The organism is Sphingopyxis terrae subsp. terrae NBRC 15098 (genome assembly GCF_001610975.1).
Classification (GTDB): Bacteria; Pseudomonadota; Alphaproteobacteria; order Sphingomonadales; family Sphingomonadaceae; genus Sphingopyxis; species Sphingopyxis terrae_A.
Map to the genome: position 1 here is coordinate 2979303 of NZ_CP013342.1, position 17523 is coordinate 2996825.

The window sequence follows — 17523 nt, forward strand, 5'->3', positions numbered from 1 at the left end:
GGCGACGACATTGCGTCATTGGCCCCTCCGTCAGCCCTTCGGGCTGCCACCTCCCCATGGCTTTGCCACAGGGAGGAGAGATGCCCATTCACTGCACCGTCATTGAATGCGCGCCAAGTTACGCCATATTAGCGATAACCACCCTATTAAAAGGGCGGCGCGCGGTCTTGCGCCCGCTCAGGAGCCCTGATGAACCAGTCTTTTCCCCTTCTGCCCCTGCGGGACATTGTCGTCTTTCCGCACATGATCGTGCCGCTGTTCGTCGGCCGCGATCGCTCGGTCGCCGCGCTCGAAGCGGCGATGGAAGCCGATAAGGAAATTTTTCTCGTCGCCCAGCTCGATCCGGGCGAGGACGATCCTGTCCGCGACGATCTGTACGATACCGGCGTGATCGCGACGGTTCTGCAATTGCTCAAACTACCCGACGGCACCGTCCGCGTGCTGGTCGAAGGCAAGCAGCGCGCCAAGCTTCAGTCGCTCGACGATGACGGCAAGGCCGTGATGGCAACGGTCGAGCCGATCGCTGATGCCGTCGACGACAGTGTCGATACCGCGGCGCTGATGCGCTCGGTCGTCGACCAGTTCGAAAGCTATGCCAAGCTCAACAAGAAGATGCCGGCCGAAACCGCGGTGCAATTGTCGCAGATCGACGATTCGTCGCGCCTCGCCGACTCGGTTGCCGGCAACCTCAACATCAAGGTCGCCGACAAGCAGGCGCTGCTCGTCGAGAATGCGCCCGCAAAGCGGCTCGAAATGGTGTTCGCCTTCATGGAAGGCGAGCTCGGCGTGCTGCAGGTCGAAAAGAAGATCCGCGGCCGCGTGAAGCGCCAGATGGAAAAGAGTCAGCGCGAATATTATCTCAACGAGCAATTGAAGGCGATCCAGCGCGAACTCGGCAACGACAATGGCGAGGGCGGCGACGATCTCGCGGAACTGCAGGCCAAGATTGACAGCCTGAAGATGTCGAAGGAAGCCAAGGCCAAGGCGAACGCCGAGCTCAAGAAGCTGCGCGCGATGGCGCCGATGTCGGCCGAGGCGACCGTCGTTCGCAACTATCTCGACACGCTGATCGGCCTGCCCTGGGGCAAGAAGTCGAAGCTGAAAAAGGACATCGCGAAGGCGCAGGACGTTCTGGATGCCGATCATTTCGCGCTCGAAAAGGTCAAGGACCGGATCGTCGAATATCTTGCGGTCCAGGCGCGCACCAACAAGCTGAAGGGGCCGATCCTGTGCCTCGTCGGTCCTCCGGGCGTCGGCAAGACTTCGCTCGGCCGCTCGATCGCGAAGGCCACGGGCCGCGAGTTCGTGCGCCAGTCGCTCGGCGGCGTGCGCGACGAGGCCGAAATCCGCGGCCACCGCCGGACCTATATCGGCTCGCTGCCGGGCAAGATCGTGACCAACCTCAAAAAGGCCGGCACGATGAACCCGCTGTTCCTGCTCGACGAGATCGACAAGCTGGGTCAGGATTTCCGCGGCGATCCGGCGTCGGCGCTGCTTGAGGTGCTCGACCCCGAACAGAATGCGAAGTTCCAGGACCATTATCTGGAGGTCGACGTCGACCTTTCGGACATCATGTTCGTGACCACCGCCAACTCTCTCAACCTGCCGCAACCCCTGCTCGATCGCATGGAGATCATCCGGCTCGAAGGCTATACCGAGGACGAGAAGGTCGAGATCGCCAAGCGTCATCTGATCGCCAAGCAGGTCGAGGCGCACGGGCTGAAGGCCGGCGAGTTCGAGCTGACCGACGAAGGTCTGCGCGACCTGATCCGCTATTATACCCGCGAAGCGGGCGTCCGGACGCTCGAGCGCGAGATTGCGCGTCTGGCGCGCAAGGCGCTGCGCAAGATCCTCGAAGGGAAGGCGGAAAGCGTCGTGGTGACGCCCGAAAACCTCTCCGAATTTGCGGGCGTGCGCAAATTTCGCCACGGCGTTTCGGACCGCGAGGATCAGGTGGGCGCGGTTACCGGCCTTGCCTGGACCGAGGTCGGCGGCGAACTGTTGACGATCGAAGCCGTCACTGCGGCGGGCAAGGGGCAAGTACGCACCACCGGCAAGCTGGGCGAGGTGATGACCGAGTCGGTGCAGGCCGCGCTGTCCTTCGTCAAGGCGCGGGCGCCCGCCTATGGCATCAAGCCCAGCCTGTTCGCGCGCAAGGACATCCACATCCACCTGCCCGAAGGCGCGGTGCCCAAGGACGGGCCCTCGGCCGGCGTCGGCATGGTCACGGCGATGGTGTCGACGCTGACCGGCATCGCGGTGCGCAAGGATGTCGCGATGACCGGCGAGGTTACGCTGCGTGGCCGCGTGCTGGCGATCGGCGGCCTCAAGGAAAAGCTGCTTGCGGCTCTGAGGGGCGGCATCACGACCGTTTTCATTCCCGAAGAGAATGAAAAGGACCTGGTCGAGATTCCGGCGAACATTACCGCGGCGCTGAAGATCATTCCGGTGAGTCATGTCGATCAGGTGCTCGCCGAGGCGCTGGTCAGCCCTGTCGAGCCGATTGAATGGACCGAAGCCGACGAATTGGCCGCTTCGCCGCCGATTTCGGCGGGTGGAGACCCCGAATCGGCGATTCGGCACTGACCGGACCGCCGACGGGGCTTCCGCAAGAGCCTTTTCATCGCAAAATCGGCATTTTGGCCGGTTTCGCGCCGCTTTTTGCTTTGACAAGGCGGGGCGAAACATCGTTAGTGGCGCGCCATGGCTTCGGGCCATGAGAATCATTCAACAACCACACACAGGGGTTCCTTAGGCATGAACAAACAAGACCTGATCGCCGCCGTCGCTGACTCGAGCGGCCTCACCAAGGGCGATGCGAGCAAGGCTGTCGAAGCTGTGTTCGATTCGATCACCGGCGCGCTGAAGAAGGGCGGCGAAGTCCGTCTCGTCGGCTTCGGCACCTTCGCGGTCAGCAAGCGCAAGGCGTCGACCGGCCGCAACCCGCGCACCGGCGAAACGATGACCATCGCGGCGTCGAACCAGCCGAAGTTCAAGGCCGGCAAGGCCCTCAAGGACGCCGTCAACTAATCGCTGGCGCTTCTTGACGAAGAAACATCTCGGGCCGTGGCGCAAGCTGCGGCCCGATTTGCATTTCGGGGGTGCCGAGTCGCAAATCGGCGTTGCAATCGCGGCGCGAGCGGTTATGGACGACCCGCTTTCGGACGCGGCGCAGCCGCTTCGGTCCGGGGCGGGCGCGTAGCTCAGCGGTAGAGCACACCCTTCACACGGGTGGGGTCACAGGTTCAATCCCTGTCGCGCCCACCATGGCCCGGTGGCATGGTCGGTGGTTGTCGCATTGCGACACATCGGCTGACGGGGCCATTCATCGCCTATTCAATGCATAGGGGCTAAATCTCCCGGCATGATCCGCACCCTAACCCTCTCGATCGCCTCGGCGCTGCTGCTTGCTGCAGCCGGCCCGGCGGCTGCGCGCGGCGATCGCAACCGCGACCAGGACAATTTGCGCGAAGCGGCGGCACAGGGGCAGGTGATCCCGCTCAACCGCCTGATCGCCGATGTCCGTTCGCGCGCGCCCTACAGCAATATGACCTATCTCGGCGGCCCACAGTTCGATGCGCGCCAGATGGTCTATGCCCTCAAGTTCATGGACGGCAGCCAGGTGGTCATCGTCTATGTCGACGCGCGCACCGGTCGGATCGTCGGCCGCAGACCCTGACATTTTTCGCTGCAACGACATTTTGCGATGATCGTTGCGTCTTGGTAGAGAGGCGTTCGGCCCGCCCTGTCCGGTGGGTTCGCAGACGAAAGGTGCCTGAATGCGGATTTTGATTGTCGAAGACGAACCCACGCTGGGTCCGCAGCTCAAGGCGACGCTGGAGGGGAACGGCTATGCTGTCGACCTTGCCACCGATGGCGAAGACGGGCACTTCCTGGGCTCGACCGAAGATTATGACGCCGCGATCCTCGACCTCGGCTTGCCCGAAGTCGACGGGCTGACCGTGCTTGATCGCTGGCGCCGCGAAAAGCGCAACTTTCCCGTTCTCGTGCTGACCGCCCGCGACAGCTGGTCGGACAAGGTGGCCGGGCTCGACGCGGGTGCCGACGATTATCTCGCCAAGCCGTTCCAGACCGAGGAATTGATCGCTCGTCTGCGCGCGCTGATCCGCCGCGCCTCGGGCAATGCGTCGAGCGAGTTGATCGCGGGCAAGGTGCGGCTCGATACGCGCTCGGGCCGCGTCACGCTCGATGGCGAGCCGGTCAAGCTGACCGCGCAGGAGTATAAGCTCCTGTCGTACCTGCTGCATCACAAAGGCAAGGTCGTGTCGCGCACCGAACTGATCGAACATATCTATGATCAGGATTTCGATCGCGATTCGAACACGATCGAGGTGTTCGTCACCCGCATCCGCAAGAAGCTGGGTGCCGACATCATCACGACGATCCGCGGCCTCGGATATCAGCTCGACGATCCGCAGGGCTGATCATGGCCGAGGCCGACGCCGCCTCGCCGATCGAGCCCGGCACCGGAACCCGCACGGAGCCGGCTGCGCTGGCGAGCCTGACGACGGGTTCGCTCGCGCGGCGCATGATTGCGATCGCGGCGCTGTGGATTTCGGTGCTGCTGATCGGCGGCGGCTTCGCGCTCGACCGGGTGCTGACCGGCGCGATCACGCGCAACTTCGATTCGAGCCTCGAATATGTGCTGATCGCGATGATCCGCTCGTCGGAGATCGGCCCCGATGGCGAGGTGCGGCTGATCGAGCCGTTGGGTGACCAGCGCTTCCTCGAACCCTATAGCGGCCTTTATTGGCAGATCAGCGGCGGCGGGCAGGAGCCTTATCGCTCGCGCTCGCTGTGGGAACGGACACTCAAATCGCCCAAACCGCACGTTGATACCGGGCTTCATACCTATGACAGCACGCAGTTTCCCGACGAACAGCTGCGCATATTGGAGCGCAACGTCATCCTCCCGGGCAGCAAGACCAACTGGCGTTTCCAGATCGCACAGTCGCGTCAGGCACTCGACGAGCAAATCCGCGCGGTGCGCGCGACGCTGATTCCCAGCCTGGGGCTGCTTGGCGTCGGGCTGATCGTCCTCGCCGCGCTGCAGACCTTTTACGGCCTCTGGCCGCTGCGCCACATCCGGCGCGCGATCGCGGCGATGCGCGGCGGTGAAAACCGCCGCGTCATCGCGCCGCTGCCGCTGGAGGTGCAGCCGATGGTCGAGGAATTGAACGCGCTGCTCGCGCATAACGAAAAGCAGGCAGAGGAGGCGCGGCTGCACGCCGGCAATCTGGCGCATGCGCTCAAGACGCCGCTGACCGTGCTGCTCAACAGCGCCGCGGGGTCGGACAGCGAACTCGCCGAAACGATCCGGCGCGAGGCGGCGACGATGCGGCGGCAGGTCGATCATCATTTGGCGCGCGCGCGGGCGGTCGGGCGCCGCGGGGCGGCGCAGGCGCGCGCCGTTGTCTGGGACAGCGTCGACAGCGTGCTGCGCGCGCTGACCCGCCTCCATCCCGACGTGCGTTTCGACGAGGCGGGCGACAAGACGCTGGTGGCACGGGTCGAGCGGCAGGATCTGGACGAATTGATCGGAAACCTGCTCGAAAATGCGGCCAAATATGGCGGCGGGAGCGTTTTCGTGACCGTGCAGCGCGCGGGCGGCATGGCCGAGATACTGATCGAGGACGACGGCCCCGGCATTTCGCCCGCCGACCGTCAGCGTATCTTCGACCGCGGCGTCCGGCTCGACAGCGGCAAGCCGGGGACGGGGCTTGGCCTCGCCATCGTCCGCGACGTTGCTGAAATCTATGGCGGCAGCGTCGCGCTCGAAGAGAGCGAGGATCTTGGCGGGACGCTCGTACGGCTCAAACTGCCCGCCGGCTAGGTGCGCCGCGCAAAAGAAAAGGCCCACCGGCGGACCGGCGGACCTTCGATTGTGGAAATATGCGGGGCCGGTGCGACATGCCTGAAAGGCGGCCGGCCCGTGGCTGCGTTACGGCGCGAGGATCGCGACGGTCAGATAGACCAGCAGCGGCAGGCCGAAGCCCAGCAAAGTCAGTGCCACAAAGGCGACGCGCGTCCACAAGACGTCGAAGCCGAAGTGGTCCGCCATGCCGGCGCAGACGCCGAAGACCATGCCATCGCGACGATTCTTGCGAAAACCCTGTTTCATTTCTTTCCTTTCCGTCCCGGTCCCTCTGGGACCGGCGTTGTTCATGGGTGGGGGCGGCTGGTCAGATGACCAGCCGGCCGAGTTCCGCACCGTTCGGGCCAGCAGCGGCCAGGAACATGATCGAGCAGTAGAGCGTGGCAACCGCCGCGATGGCGTAGCTCTTGAGCGATTCGGTGTTGAAATGAGCCATGATATAATCCTTTCGTTCCTCCCACCCGGACCATCCGGTGGATGCCACAAGTAATGCAGGAGGCGTGCCAATTTCATACATTGGCGGTTAACCGCGGTTTTTTCGACATTGAAACTATATTTCAGCGGGAAAAAATCAATGATGTGGTGAAAATTGCCTCAAATTGGAATTTTTTGCGTTTCACCTTTGCCGGACAGCGATGATGCGCGGGACTCGCATCGCACACAGGGCTGGGGTAGGCGCAACGCAGATGACGCTGATCCGCCTTTCGTTGACCGATTTCCGCAATCACGCGGGGGCCGATCTGGCCGCCGGGCCCGGCCTTGTCGCTCTTCACGGCGACAATGGCGCGGGCAAGACCAATATATTGGAGGCGATATCGCTGCTCGCGCCGGGGCGCGGGATTCGGCGCGCGGCGTTGCCCGATATGGTGCGCGACGGCGCCGCCGGCGGCTTCGCAGTGTTCGGCGAGGTGCAGGGTGATCCCGCGCTCGCCCCCGTGGCGCTTGGTACCGGGGTCGAACCCTCGGCGCCGGGGCGCCGGATCGTCCGGATCAACGGCAGCGCCGCGGCCGCGACGGCACTCGGCGACTGGCTCGCCATCCTCTGGCTCACTCCGGCAATGGACCGTTTGTTCATCGAAACGGCGGGCAATCGGCGGCGCTTCCTCGACCGCCTCGTCCTTGCCCTTGACCCGCGCCATGCCCAGCATGGCAATCGTTATGAAGCGGCGATGCGCGCGCGGGGAAAATTGCTCGCCGACCTTCCCGCCGCCGATCCGCAATGGCTGGCGAGCTTGGAGGCGCAGCTGGCCGAGCATGGTGCGGCGATCGATGCGGCGCGCCAGCGGACGCTCGCGGCACTGTCCGCCGAACTGGCGGAACAGCCCGAAGCGCCCTTCGCGCGTCCGCTACTCACCCTTGTCGATGCCGATGGCGCCCCGCGCGGCGCGGCGCACGACGCCGCGGCGCTGCGCGATCTGTTTGCGGCGCGGCGCCGGATCGATGCCGCCGCCGGGCGCGCGACGGCCGGCCCGCACCGCGACGATCTTGCCGCCGTCCACGCGGCGAGCGGCCGCGCCGCGGCGCGCTGCTCGACCGGCGAGCAAAAGGCGATGCTGCTCTCGCTCGTGCTTGCGCACAGCGATTGCGTGGCGCGCGACCGGGGACAGCGGCCGATATTGCTGCTCGACGAAGTCGCCGCGCATCTCGACCCGCTGCGCCGCGCCGCGCTTTACGCGCGCCTTGCCGGTCAGGGCGGGCAGGCGTGGCTCACCGGAACCGAGGCGGGGCTGTTCGTCGCGATGCCGGGTCAGGTGTCGCGCTTTCGGGTTGCGGGCGGGCGGATCGCGCCGGGCTAGGGCGTCGCCGCGCCGCGACGAACACTGCGCCTTTCCACGCTTCGCCCGCTTGTGCGGCCCGTCGTTCGTCCGTAACGCTGAGGCGAATCTCCGGCGCCCGACCGGACGGATATGGGAGCAATGCGCGTGACGAGTGACGTGATGATAGAGCCGCTGGTGGCGCTCGATCCGGCCTGGCCGAAGATGTCGATGGCCGATGCAACCGCGGTGCTGACCGCGCCAGGCGCGCGCTTCGAGATGGAGACGGTAACGATCCGCGGCGTCCCGACGCGCGTCTGGAAAAATGCCCCCAACGATCTGGGCGTCCTTCTGGACCTGTCGCGCACCCATGGCGCGCGGCTATTCTCAATTCTCGACGACGACCGCGTCAGCTTCGAGGCGAATTGGCGCGCCACCGCGGCGCTGGCGCATGCGCTGCAGGAGATGGGCGTCGGCAAGGGTGACCGCGTCGCCTTTGCGATGCGCAACCTGCCCGAATGGCCGATGGTCTTTTTCGCGATCACGACGATCGGCGCGATCGCAGTGCCGCTCAACGCGTGGTGGACCGGCGCCGAACTGGCCTATGGCATCCGCGATTCGGGGGCGAAGGTCGTGATCGTCGATGGCCAGCGGCTGGAGCGGCTGCGCGATCATCGCGAAGAACTGGGCGGCGTATCGCGCTGGATCGTCGCGCGCGGCGGCGCTGAAGGGGACACGACGGCGATCGAGGATATCGTCGGCGCACCCGCAAGCTGGGCGGCGCTTCCCGATATTGCGCGGCCTGTCGTTGCGATCGATCCCGATGACGAGGCGACGATCTTCTACACCAGCGGTACGACGGGCAATCCCAAGGGCGCGCTCGGCACCCATCGCAATCTGATGAGCAATATCCTCTCGGGCGGCTTTTCGGCGGCGCGCAGCTTTCTGCGCCGCGGCGAAGCGATCCCCGATCCGCAGCCGCGCACGACGCTGACCGTCATTCCGATGTTTCACGTCACCGCCTGTTCGGCCAGCCTGATGGGCAGCATGGCGGCGGGCAACACGACGATTTTCATGCGCAAATGGGACGTGGTGCAGGCGATGGAGATCATCGCGCGCGAAAAGGTCAATGTGACCGGCGGCGTGCCGACGATCGCCTGGCAGCTGATCGAGCATCCCGACCGCGCCAATTACGACCTCTCGTCGATCGAAGCGATCGCCTATGGCGGCGCGCCGTCGGCGCCCGAACTGGTCAAGCGCATCTACGAAGAATTCGGGGCGCTGCCCGGCAACGGCTGGGGGATGACCGAAACAATGGCGACAGTGACGTCGCATTCGTCGGAAGATTATCTCAATCGTCCGACCAGCGCCGGGCCGGCGGTTGCGGTCGCCGACCTTGAAATCCGCGACGATGACGGCGTGACGGTGCTGCCGACGGGAACGGTCGGCGAGCTGTGGGCGCGCGGCCCGATGATCGTCAAAGGCTATTGGAACAAGCCCGAGGCAACGGCCGAAACCTTTGTCGACGGCTGGGTGCGCACCGGCGATCTCGCGCGCCTCGATGACGAAGGCTTCGTCTATATCGTCGACCGGGCGAAAGACATGGTGCTGCGCGGCGGCGAGAATATCTATTCGTCGGAAGTCGAAAACGCGCTCTACGAACATCCGGCGGTCACCGATTGCGCGATCATCGGCATCCCGCATCGCACGCTGGGCGAAGAACCCGCGGCGGTCGTCCATCTGGCGCCGGGGATGACGGCAAGCGAGAGCGAATTGCAGGATTGGGTGCGCGCGCGGCTCGCCGCGTTCAAGGTGCCGGTGGCGGTGCATTTCGTCGCCGACACGCTGCCGCGCAACGCCAATGGCAAGATATTGAAGAAGGATCTGAAGGCGCTGTTCGCCGACCGCGCAAGCTGACGGACGTTTTGGGACGAGCGGGGAGTGCGGCTTTGCCGCCCCCGCGACGTCTTCCGGGCAAAGGATAGGCCTTTGCCAAATTTTCTATACGATTTTCCGCTCCATGTTTGCTTGCCGCGTGGCGCGATGATCCTGCCTCTGCTGACTCTCGCAGCCTGCGGCGCACCGCATTCGCCCTCCGATCAGGCGATTGCGACCTTCTCGCTGACGACGCGCGCGGGCATTACCGATTATGCGGTCGATCCCGATCCGCTCAAACATGCCGCTGCCGGCTATTTTCGCGATGTCGCGGTGGCGGCGCCGGACGAATCGGCCGGGCAGTTTCGCGCTCGCGTCGCTACCGCCATCTATTCCGAAAAAGGCGTCCACGCGTCGCTCGGGGCAGCGGCGCAGCAGGCGATCGTGCCGCGGCTCGCGGCGCTCGATGCCGCCGCGCGGCAGGACGACCGGCAGGGTGCCGGACTCGCCGCGCTCGAAATCTATCGCGCGCTGGTCGAGGATATGGCGACGGTGTCGAAGGCGACAACGGCAATGGCGCTGATTGATTATGCGCAATTGGCCGGGGCCGCGCGTCTTGCGGCGGCGCGGCCGGACTGGTCCGGGGTCGATGCCGCGATGACAATGGCCGGCCAGCATTGGGATGACATTGCGGGCGACGTCGGCGACCCGGCGCTGGCGGGCCAGATGGGTGCAGCACTGAAGGCGGCACGGGAGGGCGCGGCGCGGCGCGACGATGCCGCCACCGAGCAGGCGTTACAGGCTGCGCGGCCGTCGATCGATCGCCTGATCGCCTATTTCAAACGGACATAGCCGAGCGGGCCGCGTGCGGCGGTCGGCGCGAGCGGCCTCGCAAGGGGCGCGAGGCGATAGCGCGCGAGATAGCCGGTATGGTCGGACAGCATGCGGCCGTCGGCGCCGCGCCCGAACGGCACCGATATGGCTTCAGCGGTGAGCGCGGCAAAGCGTGTCGATGCAAATAATTGCCAGTCCTTCGAGCGGCGAAAGCTTTCGAGCGCGGCGCGGGGGAGGCCGCTTGTGCTGCGCGAGCAGGCGTGCATCGCATCGTCGAGCGCGCCGGTGCGGCCATTTCCCCACCAGCCATCCGTTGCCGACGCGAAGGCGCGGGCGCGCGGCGCGATCTTGCCGACGTTGAAGTCACCGGCAAAGATGATCGGATAGCGATGCCATGGGCTTTGCGCCATGAACCGTCCGGCAGCGTCGAGCTGGCGGCGATAGGCATAGTCGGCGCGCTCATCCGAAACCCCCCGACGCGCCGCGCGAATTGAAATGTGCGGTGGTGACGACGACCGGCGTTGCCGCGCCCGGCACCGCGACGAGCGCCATCAATATGCCCTTGTTGGCAAGGCAGTCATAACCGGCACAGGCATAGGCCGGAAAGGGCGCGCGGCGTACCGCGAGGATCGGATAGTCCGACAGCAGTTGCAGCCCGCTGCCGAGCAGCTTGCCCGACCGCTCGCCCTTGAACCACGATGCCGAGGCAGCGAAGCGGCGGCCGGCGTCGGTTGCGGGCAGGCTGCTTCGATCGGCGGCGGCCGGGCCGTCCACGACATAGCGATAGCCGCTTTCTGCGCCGATCCGCTGGGCGGAGCGGGTGAAGGCTTCCTGCAGCACGACGATGTGCGGCTGGATTCCCGCCTGCCGCATCGCGCGCAGCCGCGCCGCGATCTGTCCGAAATCATCGCTGCGCCCCCAGGCAAGCGGCCAGGGAAGACCATGGATATTGTAGGTGAGGACACTGATCGGCGTTGCGGAGGCTGGCGACGGCGCGGCGGTGGCGGTGCAACTTGCGGCAAACGCCCCCGCCAGCGCAGCGATCCGGAGCGCGCGGCGGGACAGGATTTGGGACATGGGGCAAGACTCCCGCTACGCAATTCGACCATTGCCCCTGTCAAATGGACGACGCCGCGCGCGATTTTCCGCATCGGCACGAAAAAAGCGTCGCATTGCCGATCGATGGGCGCGATCCGATTGCGGCTTGCGCGCGGCATTGGTATGGGGCGGCGCATGATCGCCGACGGTCTGGATGGGGCGTTCCTGGCCCACCGCGCAGCGCTGGAACGTTTCGTGCGGGCCCGCTGCGGCGACGCGTCGGACGCCGAGGATATTCTGCAGGATTTGTGGATCAAGATCGGCGGGATCGCGGCGGTTCCAGACGATCCGCTCTCCTATCTCTATCGGGTCGCCGACAATCTGGTGATCGATCGCCGCCGCTCGGCGCAGCGCCGCGAGCGGCGCGACGATGCGTGGAGCGCGCTGGCAACGGGCGACGCGGGCGAGGCGTCGCCGGCTCCATCGGCCGAGCGCACGGCGATCGCGAAGAGCGAGCTTGCCCGCGTCGCGGCGCTGTTTGACGAACTGGGCGAGCCGACCACCGGCATCTTCCGCAGCTACCGCATCGATGGCACACCGCAGCGCGATATTGCCGCGCATTTCGGCCTCAGCCTGAGCGCTGTCGAAAAACATCTACAAAAGGCCTACAAGGCCGTATTGCAATTACGTGACAAACTCGATGCGGAAAATGACTGACCATACCGTCCTAGCTGCGAAGGGACGGTTTTAGGCATGGCAAACGGCGCGGCAGAAAAGGAAGCGGTGGGCTGGTTCGTCCGGCAGCGCGACCCCGCGCATGCCGATTGGCCCGCCTTCACCGCGTGGCTGGAGGCCGATCCGGCGCACGCCGCAGCCTATGACCGGGTAGCGATCGCCGATGCGGCGATGACCGAGGCCCTCGCCGCGCGCCCCTTGGCCGCGGATCGCCCCGACGCCGCGCCTGCCAACGACAATGCCCCCGGATTCTTCCGCCGCTCTGGTGCAGTCGCCGCCGCGCTGCTTGTCGCGGTGAGCGCATGGCCGGTCTACCGCGTCGCGGTGCCGACCTATGCGGTCGAGACCGCGCTCGGCGAGCAGCGCAGCGTGACGCTGGACGACGGGACGGTGATAGACTTAAACGGCGGAACGCGCGTGACACTCGACCGCCGCAATCCGCGCATCGCCACGCTCGAAAGCGGCGAGGCGGTGTTCCGCGTCACCCACGATCCGACCGATCCCTTCACCGTCGTATCGGGCGATATGCGGCTGCGCGATATCGGCACGGTCTTCAACGTCGCGCGCGAGGACGGACGTGCCGAAGTGAGCGTTGCCGAAGGTGCGGTGATGTTCGATCCCGATCGCGCGGCCCTGCTGCTCCGCGCGGGGCAGCGGCTGCTCATCGCACATAGCGGCGCGGCGCCGGTCGTCACCCGCGTCGATCCCGCAACGGTGGCGGGGTGGAAGACGGGCCGGCTCGATTTCACCGCGACACCGCTGTCGGATATTGCACCCGACCTGTCGCGCGCGCTTGGCGCCCCGATCGCCGTCGATCCCGCCATCGCCGATCGCACCTTTACGGGCACGATCCTGATCGACGGCAAGGATAGGGCCGCTATAGAAAAGATCGCGATCCTGATGGGCGTTTCGGCCCGCAAGGTCGGCGAGGAGTGGCGACTGACCGCGAACTGATGGTGCAGCGTTACAGGCAATGGGCGGCGGCCAGCCTCGTGGCGGCTCTGGCCCCCGCGTCGGTCCATGCCGCCGAGACGCATCGCTTTGCCATCGCTGCCGGCCGGCTCGACCAGGCGATCCTCGACCTCGGGCGCCAGGGCGGCGTCAGCGTCGCGCTTGCCGATCCTGCGATGGGCGAGATCCGGGTGCGCCGCGTCGCCGGCACGATGGACGTCGAAACCGCGCTCGCGCGGCTGCTGCGCGGCACCGCGCTGGGCGTGACGATCATCGACGCGCGCAGCTTTCGCATTGTGCGCGTCCCCGTCCGGGCGCGCCCGGCACCGCCGCCGCGCCGCCCGGCGCCGCGCCCCGCGGCTCCGCGCCCGGCCGACTCCGCGCCGCCCGAAGAGATTATCGTCACGGCCAGCAAGCGCGACACCTCGCTCGCCGACTATCCCGCTGCGGTCACGGTGATGCGCCTCGATGACAGTTTCGCGGGCGCGCCCGGGCAGCATGGTTCGGACGTCATCGTGCGCCAGCTTCCGTCGGTCAATTCGACCAACCTCGGCCCCGGCCGCAACAAACTGTTCATTCGCGGCGTCGCCGATTCAAGCTTCACCGGCCCGACGCAGGCGACGGTTGGGCAATATTTCGGCTACGCGCGGCTCAACTATAACGCGCCCGATCCCGACATCGCGCTCTATGACATCGACAAGATCGAGGTGCTGGAAGGGCCGCAGGGGACGCTTTACGGCGCCGGATCGCTCGGCGGCATCATCCGCATCGATCCGGCAAAGCCCGATAGCGGCGGTTTCGCGGCGCGGATGCAAGCGGGCTATGCACTGACCCAGCACGGCGCCGACAGCCACGATGCGGCGGCGACGCTCAACCTGCCGCTGTTGACCGACCGTGCTGCGCTGCGTGTCGTCGGCTATCATCGCATCGATGGCGGCTATATCGACGACAGCGCCCGCGGGCTGAGCAACGTCAACCGCAGCCGCATCTTCGGCGGGCGCGCGGCGCTGCGTGTGACACCGGGCGACGGCTGGACGATCGATGCGGGCTGGGTGCGGCAGGACATCCAGACGCGCGACGGTCAATATTCGGAGGCCGGGCTGCCCGACCTGACGCGGCAGAGCCTGATCGCGCAGCCCTTCGACAATGATTATTCGCTGCTTTACGCGACGGTCGAAAGAAGCTGGGGTCCGCTGGTGCTGCGATCGACTGGTGCGATCGTGTCGCACGATCTGGCGAACCGCTTCGATGCGTCGGCGCTCGGCGGCGGGAACCCCTTGGCCTTTACGCAGGATATTGGGATCCGCCAGCACGCCAATGAAACCACGCTGTCGCGGCAGGGCGCGCACGGGCATGGCTGGATCGCGGGGATCGGCATCACCGACGGGAAGGACCGGACCCGGCGCGCGCTTGGCGACCCCGCCGCGCCCGCCCCGATTGCCGATATTCTGAACGAACGCAGCGAGGTGGCGCTGTTCGGCGAATGGACCTTCGGCCTCGCGCCGCGGCTCAGCGCCAGCCTCGGCGGCCGCTATGCCCATACGCGTTTTTCGGGCGAGTTGATCGATCCCGCCAACCCGAACCCGCCCGAACCGCGCCGCGCCGTCGACTATTTCGTACCCGCCGTGGCGCTGCGCTGGAAGCCGGGGGGCGGGTGGCTGATCTACGGGCGCTATCAGGAGGGATTCCGACCCGGCGGCTTGTCGGTGAGCAGCCCGGGAAGCGCGGTCGCCTTCCAGTCGGACACCATTGCGACGTTCGAACTCGGCGCGCGGCGGGGCGCGCCCGATCATGATCCGCTCAGCGTGGCGCTGTCGGGCTCATACGCGCGCTGGGAATCGATCCAGGCCGACCTCGTCGATGCGCAGGGTTTTCCCTACACGGACAATATCGGCAATGGTTCGATTCTCGGATTCAGCGCGTCTGCGACGTGGAACGCCACCCCGTCGCTGCGCCTCGACGGCAGCGCCTTTCTCAACCACAGCAGCCTGACCCAGGCCGCACCGGCCTATGCGCGGGCGGAGGACAATGATCTGCCCAATATCGCGCAGTGGGGCGCGCGGGTGGGCGCGCGCTGGGTGCAGAGCGTCGGCGCCGATGCCCGCCTGTCGATTGCCGCCGATGCGCGCTATGTCGGCAAATCCTATCTCGGCGTCGGCAATCTGCTCGACATCAGCCAGGGCCGCTATGTCGACACGGCTCTGAACCTGCGTCTCGAGCGCGGGCGTTTCGGCTTTGCGCTAGGTGTCACGAACCTGTTCAACGCCGATCGTAACCGCTTTTCCTATGGGAACCCCTTCACTGTGGTCGCCGGTCGGCAGGAAACGCCGCTGCGGCCCCGCACCGTCAGGATTGGCCTGGATGCAGCCTTTTGAACGGAGGTTCAGCCGCGCGCGGCGGCGGCGCCTTTGCGGGCGCGGTGCGGGTGCGAGGCGCCTTGTCCGCGTTGCGGCTGCCCCAGACGAGCAAGCGATAGACCATCGCCATCAAGGACATGTCAGTCATGCGGCCCTCCGATAAATCCTCGCGCAAATTCCTCGCCTCGATCCACGACGTCAGCCCGCGCTTCGCCGACGAGGTCGATCGCCTGCTCGATCAACTCGTCCGCCACCTTGGTGGGCCGAAGGTCGCGATGCTGGTCGTTCCCGACCATTGGGACAGCGCGCCGATCGCCGAAGACCGGGGCTTTCAGAGCCGCCTGCGCGGCTGGGCCGACGCGGGTGTTGAAATGTTTGTGCATGGCTGGGCGCATCGCGACGACAGCCGGCACAGCGGAGCGCTCGACGGCTTCCGCGCGCGCCACATGACGGCGGGCGAGGGCGAGTTCCTCGGCCTTGACCATGCCACCGCGCTGGCGCGGATGACGGCGGCCAAGAAACTGGTTGAGGACGTGACAGGGGTTGCCGCAACCGGTTTCATCGCGCCCGCGTGGCTCTACGGAGCTGGGGCTCTGTCCGCTTTGCCACAGGCCGGATTTACGATGGCCGAGGATCATATGAAGGTGTGGAATCCGCAAACCGGCGCGGTGCTCGCGCGCGGTCCGGTCATCACCTGGGCAAGCCGCAGCAGGGCGCGGATTGCCAGTTCCTTGTTGTTTTCTGCGCTCGCGCGGCATGCGCTGAAGCCGATGCGCGACGTGCGCGTCGCGGTGCATCCGGGCGATGCGCATGTGCCCAACCTTGTGACCAGCATCGACAAATGCTGTGCCGCGCTGCTCGCCGGACGCCGGGTCGCCCGCTATGGGGATCTCGCGGCCGATCATGCCGCCACCCGCGACGAACGCGCGGCGATCAGCGCGTCATAATGGCGGAGCAGGTCCGCGACATGGTCGCGGTCCGACCGGACGGCGATGGCGGCACGGCGCGCCGCCTGACGGACCGCCGCGCGATCGCGCGCGCAGAAGCGGGCGATGGCCTGCGTCGCTGCGGCGGCATCGCGTGCGGCATAGGTTTCCGCAAAATCCTGGCGAGCGATCTCGGCACAGCCGCCCTCGTCGGGGACGATCAACGGCAGGCCCGACGCCAGCGCTTCCGACGCCACCAGGCCGAAGGTTTCGCCTTCGCATCCGTGGATCAGCGCGTCGCAGCTCGCCATCAGCGTTGCCAGTTGCGGCCGGTCATAGATTGGCTGGAACATGCGGATATGCGGATTGCCGCCGACCTGCTTGCGCAGCGCGGCGCTCGCCGGTCCCTTGCCGATCAGGATCAGGCCGACGGGTTCGCGGGCGGCGGCCGCCTGCACCGCGTCGATCACCATGTCCCATCGCTTTTCGCCATGGTGCCGCCCGATGCCGACCAGCAGCGTGGCGCTTTCGGGAAGGTCGCATTGCGCCAGCAGGTCGGCGCGCAGGCTGGCGTCGCGCAGGGTCGGTGAAAAGGCGGCGCGATCGATGCCCAGCGCGACGCAATGCGCCGGACCGATGTGGCGGTCGCTCAGCCGCTTGCCCAGCGAATCGCCGCAGACCACCAGACTGTCGAACAGCGGCATCGCGCGGCGCAGATAACGATTGAACCATTCGAAGGCGGCGTCGATCTTTTCGCGCGAGGCGATCCGTCCGAACCAGCGCTGCGGATAGGATACGACCGGGTCGCTGTGCAGGAAAAAGACCTTCGCGGCGTCGCCGGCCCATTTTCCGACGATCCACGCGGGGCGCCAGGGCGAAGAGGCTTCGACGACATCGGGGTGCAACCGGTCGAGCCAGGCATGGATCGGCGCCGCATCCCAGAACATGCGATAATTGGCATCGAACGGCAGCGGCGGCGCCTTGACCCAGATGATCCGGCCGCCGGTCGCGCGCACTTCCTCGCGATCCTCGGCGCCGGGCGCGAGGACGATCAGTTCGTGGCCGGCTTCGGCAAGCAACTGCATCTTGCGGTCGACATAGGAGCGGATGCCGCCGCCGGTGGGGGAATAGAATTCGCAGACGTCGACGATCCGCAT

The 17523-nt window shown here is 66.3% G+C and carries 17 protein-coding genes and 1 tRNA gene; 13 read left to right on the top strand and 5 right to left on the bottom strand.

Features of this window, described 5'->3' with window-relative positions; all coding sequences use genetic code 11:
* Positions 1 to 189: 189 nt before the first annotated feature.
* The 6 genes from lon to AOA14_RS14225 all read left to right on the top strand — a co-directional run bounded on the left by lon (position 190) and on the right by AOA14_RS14225 (position 5854).
* The gene (gene lon / locus AOA14_RS14200; protein ID WP_003044448.1) at positions 190 to 2586 is read left to right on the top strand and encodes an endopeptidase La; all 2397 of its coding nucleotides are present in this window, start codon (positions 190 to 192) and stop codon (positions 2584 to 2586) included.
* Between the two features lie 171 nt (positions 2587 to 2757).
* Complete coding sequence (locus tag AOA14_RS14205) at positions 2758 to 3030, top strand: HU family DNA-binding protein (RefSeq protein ID WP_003044445.1); 273 nt, start codon at positions 2758 to 2760, stop codon at positions 3028 to 3030.
* Between the two features lie 162 nt (positions 3031 to 3192).
* Positions 3193 to 3267 (top strand) — tRNA-Val (locus tag AOA14_RS14210).
* A 97-nt stretch (positions 3268 to 3364) separates the two neighbouring features.
* Positions 3365 to 3679, top strand: a complete 315-nt coding sequence (locus tag AOA14_RS14215; RefSeq protein WP_062902264.1) for a PepSY domain-containing protein — start codon at positions 3365 to 3367, stop codon at positions 3677 to 3679.
* 100 nt (positions 3680 to 3779) lie between these two features.
* Positions 3780 to 4445 (top strand): response regulator transcription factor, encoded by a 666-nt coding sequence (locus AOA14_RS14220; RefSeq protein WP_003044440.1) that lies wholly within the window; start codon positions 3780 to 3782, stop codon positions 4443 to 4445.
* A 104-nt stretch (positions 4446 to 4549) separates the two neighbouring features.
* Positions 4550 to 5854 (top strand): sensor histidine kinase, encoded by a 1305-nt coding sequence (locus tag AOA14_RS14225; protein WP_040590107.1) that lies wholly within the window; start codon positions 4550 to 4552, stop codon positions 5852 to 5854.
* Between the two features lie 108 nt (positions 5855 to 5962).
* Here AOA14_RS14225 and AOA14_RS14230 read toward each other — a convergent pair whose 3' ends face one another.
* Together AOA14_RS14230 and AOA14_RS20275 are read right to left on the bottom strand one after the other, a co-directional pair.
* Positions 5963 to 6142 (bottom strand): PspC domain-containing protein, encoded by a 180-nt coding sequence (locus AOA14_RS14230; protein WP_003044434.1) that lies wholly within the window; start codon positions 6140 to 6142, stop codon positions 5963 to 5965.
* 61 nt (positions 6143 to 6203) lie between these two features.
* Entirely contained in the window at positions 6204 to 6332 is a 129-nt protein-coding gene (locus tag AOA14_RS20275) for a hypothetical protein (RefSeq protein WP_255265911.1), read from the bottom strand.
* A gap of 250 nt (positions 6333 to 6582) precedes the next feature.
* Here AOA14_RS20275 and recF point away from each other — a divergent pair, with 250 nt between their 5' ends.
* The 3 genes from recF to AOA14_RS14245 all read left to right on the top strand — a co-directional run bounded on the left by recF (position 6583) and on the right by AOA14_RS14245 (position 10377).
* Entirely contained in the window at positions 6583 to 7692 is a 1110-nt protein-coding gene (gene recF, locus AOA14_RS14235) for a DNA replication/repair protein RecF (protein WP_062902265.1), read from the top strand.
* Between the two features lie 120 nt (positions 7693 to 7812).
* A complete protein-coding gene (locus AOA14_RS14240; RefSeq protein WP_202988274.1) occupies positions 7813 to 9567 on the top strand; it encodes a class I adenylate-forming enzyme family protein in 1755 nt (584 codons plus the stop codon).
* A 126-nt stretch (positions 9568 to 9693) separates the two neighbouring features.
* Entirely contained in the window at positions 9694 to 10377 is a 684-nt protein-coding gene (locus AOA14_RS14245; RefSeq protein WP_062902266.1) for a hypothetical protein, read from the top strand.
* Here AOA14_RS14245 and AOA14_RS14250 read toward each other — a convergent pair.
* Positions 10359 to 10769, bottom strand: a complete 411-nt coding sequence (locus AOA14_RS14250) for a hypothetical protein (protein ID WP_062902267.1) — start codon at positions 10767 to 10769, stop codon at positions 10359 to 10361. The genes AOA14_RS14245 and AOA14_RS14250 overlap by 19 nt on opposite strands.
* Positions 10770 to 10818: 49 nt before the next feature.
* Positions 10819 to 11436 carry an exonuclease/endonuclease/phosphatase family protein gene (locus AOA14_RS14255; protein ID WP_062902268.1) on the bottom strand — a complete coding sequence of 206 codons (618 nt, stop codon included), beginning with the start codon at positions 11434 to 11436 and terminating at the stop codon, positions 10819 to 10821.
* A gap of 156 nt (positions 11437 to 11592) precedes the next feature.
* On the opposite strand from AOA14_RS14255, the gene AOA14_RS14260 reads away from it, so the two are divergent.
* From AOA14_RS14260 to AOA14_RS14275, 4 genes are all read left to right on the top strand, one after another.
* Positions 11593 to 12114 (top strand): RNA polymerase sigma factor, encoded by a 522-nt coding sequence (locus tag AOA14_RS14260; RefSeq protein WP_234180222.1) that lies wholly within the window; start codon positions 11593 to 11595, stop codon positions 12112 to 12114.
* Positions 12115 to 12150: 36 nt separating this feature from the next.
* A complete protein-coding gene (locus AOA14_RS14265) occupies positions 12151 to 13086 on the top strand; it encodes a FecR family protein (RefSeq protein WP_062902270.1) in 936 nt (311 codons plus the stop codon).
* Positions 13065 to 15458 (top strand): TonB-dependent receptor, encoded by a 2394-nt coding sequence (locus AOA14_RS14270; protein ID WP_062902271.1) that lies wholly within the window; start codon positions 13065 to 13067, stop codon positions 15456 to 15458. The genes AOA14_RS14265 and AOA14_RS14270 overlap by 22 nt, the downstream gene beginning before the upstream one ends.
* Positions 15459 to 15586: 128 nt before the next feature.
* On the top strand, positions 15587 to 16387 hold the full coding sequence (locus tag AOA14_RS14275; protein WP_062902272.1) for a DUF2334 domain-containing protein: 801 nt from the start codon (positions 15587 to 15589) through the stop codon (positions 16385 to 16387).
* Here AOA14_RS14275 and AOA14_RS14280 read toward each other — a convergent pair.
* Positions 16342 to 17523 carry a glycosyltransferase gene (locus tag AOA14_RS14280; RefSeq protein WP_062903183.1) on the bottom strand — a complete coding sequence of 394 codons (1182 nt, stop codon included), beginning with the start codon at positions 17521 to 17523 and terminating at the stop codon, positions 16342 to 16344. The two genes, AOA14_RS14275 and AOA14_RS14280, sit on opposite strands and share 46 nt — an antisense overlap.

Bases quoted from the DNA above. Each gene is read 5' to 3' on its own strand.
- lon (WP_003044448.1), top strand. From the start codon at position 190: ATGAACCAGTCTTTTCCCCTTCTGCCCCTGCGGGACATTGTCGTCTTT.
- AOA14_RS14205 (WP_003044445.1), top strand. From the start codon at position 2,758: ATGAACAAACAAGACCTGATCGCCGCCGTCGCTGACTCGAGCGGCCTC.
- AOA14_RS14215 (WP_062902264.1), top strand. From the start codon at position 3,365: ATGATCCGCACCCTAACCCTCTCGATCGCCTCGGCGCTGCTGCTTGCT.
- AOA14_RS14220 (WP_003044440.1), top strand. From the start codon at position 3,780: ATGCGGATTTTGATTGTCGAAGACGAACCCACGCTGGGTCCGCAGCTC.
- AOA14_RS14225 (WP_040590107.1), top strand. From the start codon at position 4,550: ATGATTGCGATCGCGGCGCTGTGGATTTCGGTGCTGCTGATCGGCGGC.
- AOA14_RS14230 (WP_003044434.1), bottom strand. From the start codon at position 6,142: ATGAAACAGGGTTTTCGCAAGAATCGTCGCGATGGCATGGTCTTCGGC.
- AOA14_RS20275 (WP_255265911.1), bottom strand. From the start codon at position 6,332: ATGGCTCATTTCAACACCGAATCGCTCAAGAGCTACGCCATCGCGGCG.
- recF (WP_062902265.1), top strand. From the start codon at position 6,583: ATGACGCTGATCCGCCTTTCGTTGACCGATTTCCGCAATCACGCGGGG.
- AOA14_RS14240 (WP_202988274.1), top strand. From the start codon at position 7,813: ATGCGCGTGACGAGTGACGTGATGATAGAGCCGCTGGTGGCGCTCGAT.
- AOA14_RS14245 (WP_062902266.1), top strand. From the start codon at position 9,694: ATGATCCTGCCTCTGCTGACTCTCGCAGCCTGCGGCGCACCGCATTCG.
- AOA14_RS14250 (WP_062902267.1), bottom strand. From the start codon at position 10,769: ATGGCGCAAAGCCCATGGCATCGCTATCCGATCATCTTTGCCGGTGAC.
- AOA14_RS14255 (WP_062902268.1), bottom strand. From the start codon at position 11,436: ATGTCCCAAATCCTGTCCCGCCGCGCGCTCCGGATCGCTGCGCTGGCG.
- AOA14_RS14260 (WP_234180222.1), top strand. From the start codon at position 11,593: ATGATCGCCGACGGTCTGGATGGGGCGTTCCTGGCCCACCGCGCAGCG.
- AOA14_RS14265 (WP_062902270.1), top strand. From the start codon at position 12,151: ATGGCAAACGGCGCGGCAGAAAAGGAAGCGGTGGGCTGGTTCGTCCGG.
- AOA14_RS14275 (WP_062902272.1), top strand. From the start codon at position 15,587: ATGCGGCCCTCCGATAAATCCTCGCGCAAATTCCTCGCCTCGATCCAC.
- AOA14_RS14280 (WP_062903183.1), bottom strand. From the start codon at position 17,523: ATGCGGATCGTCGACGTCTGCGAATTCTATTCCCCCACCGGCGGCGGC.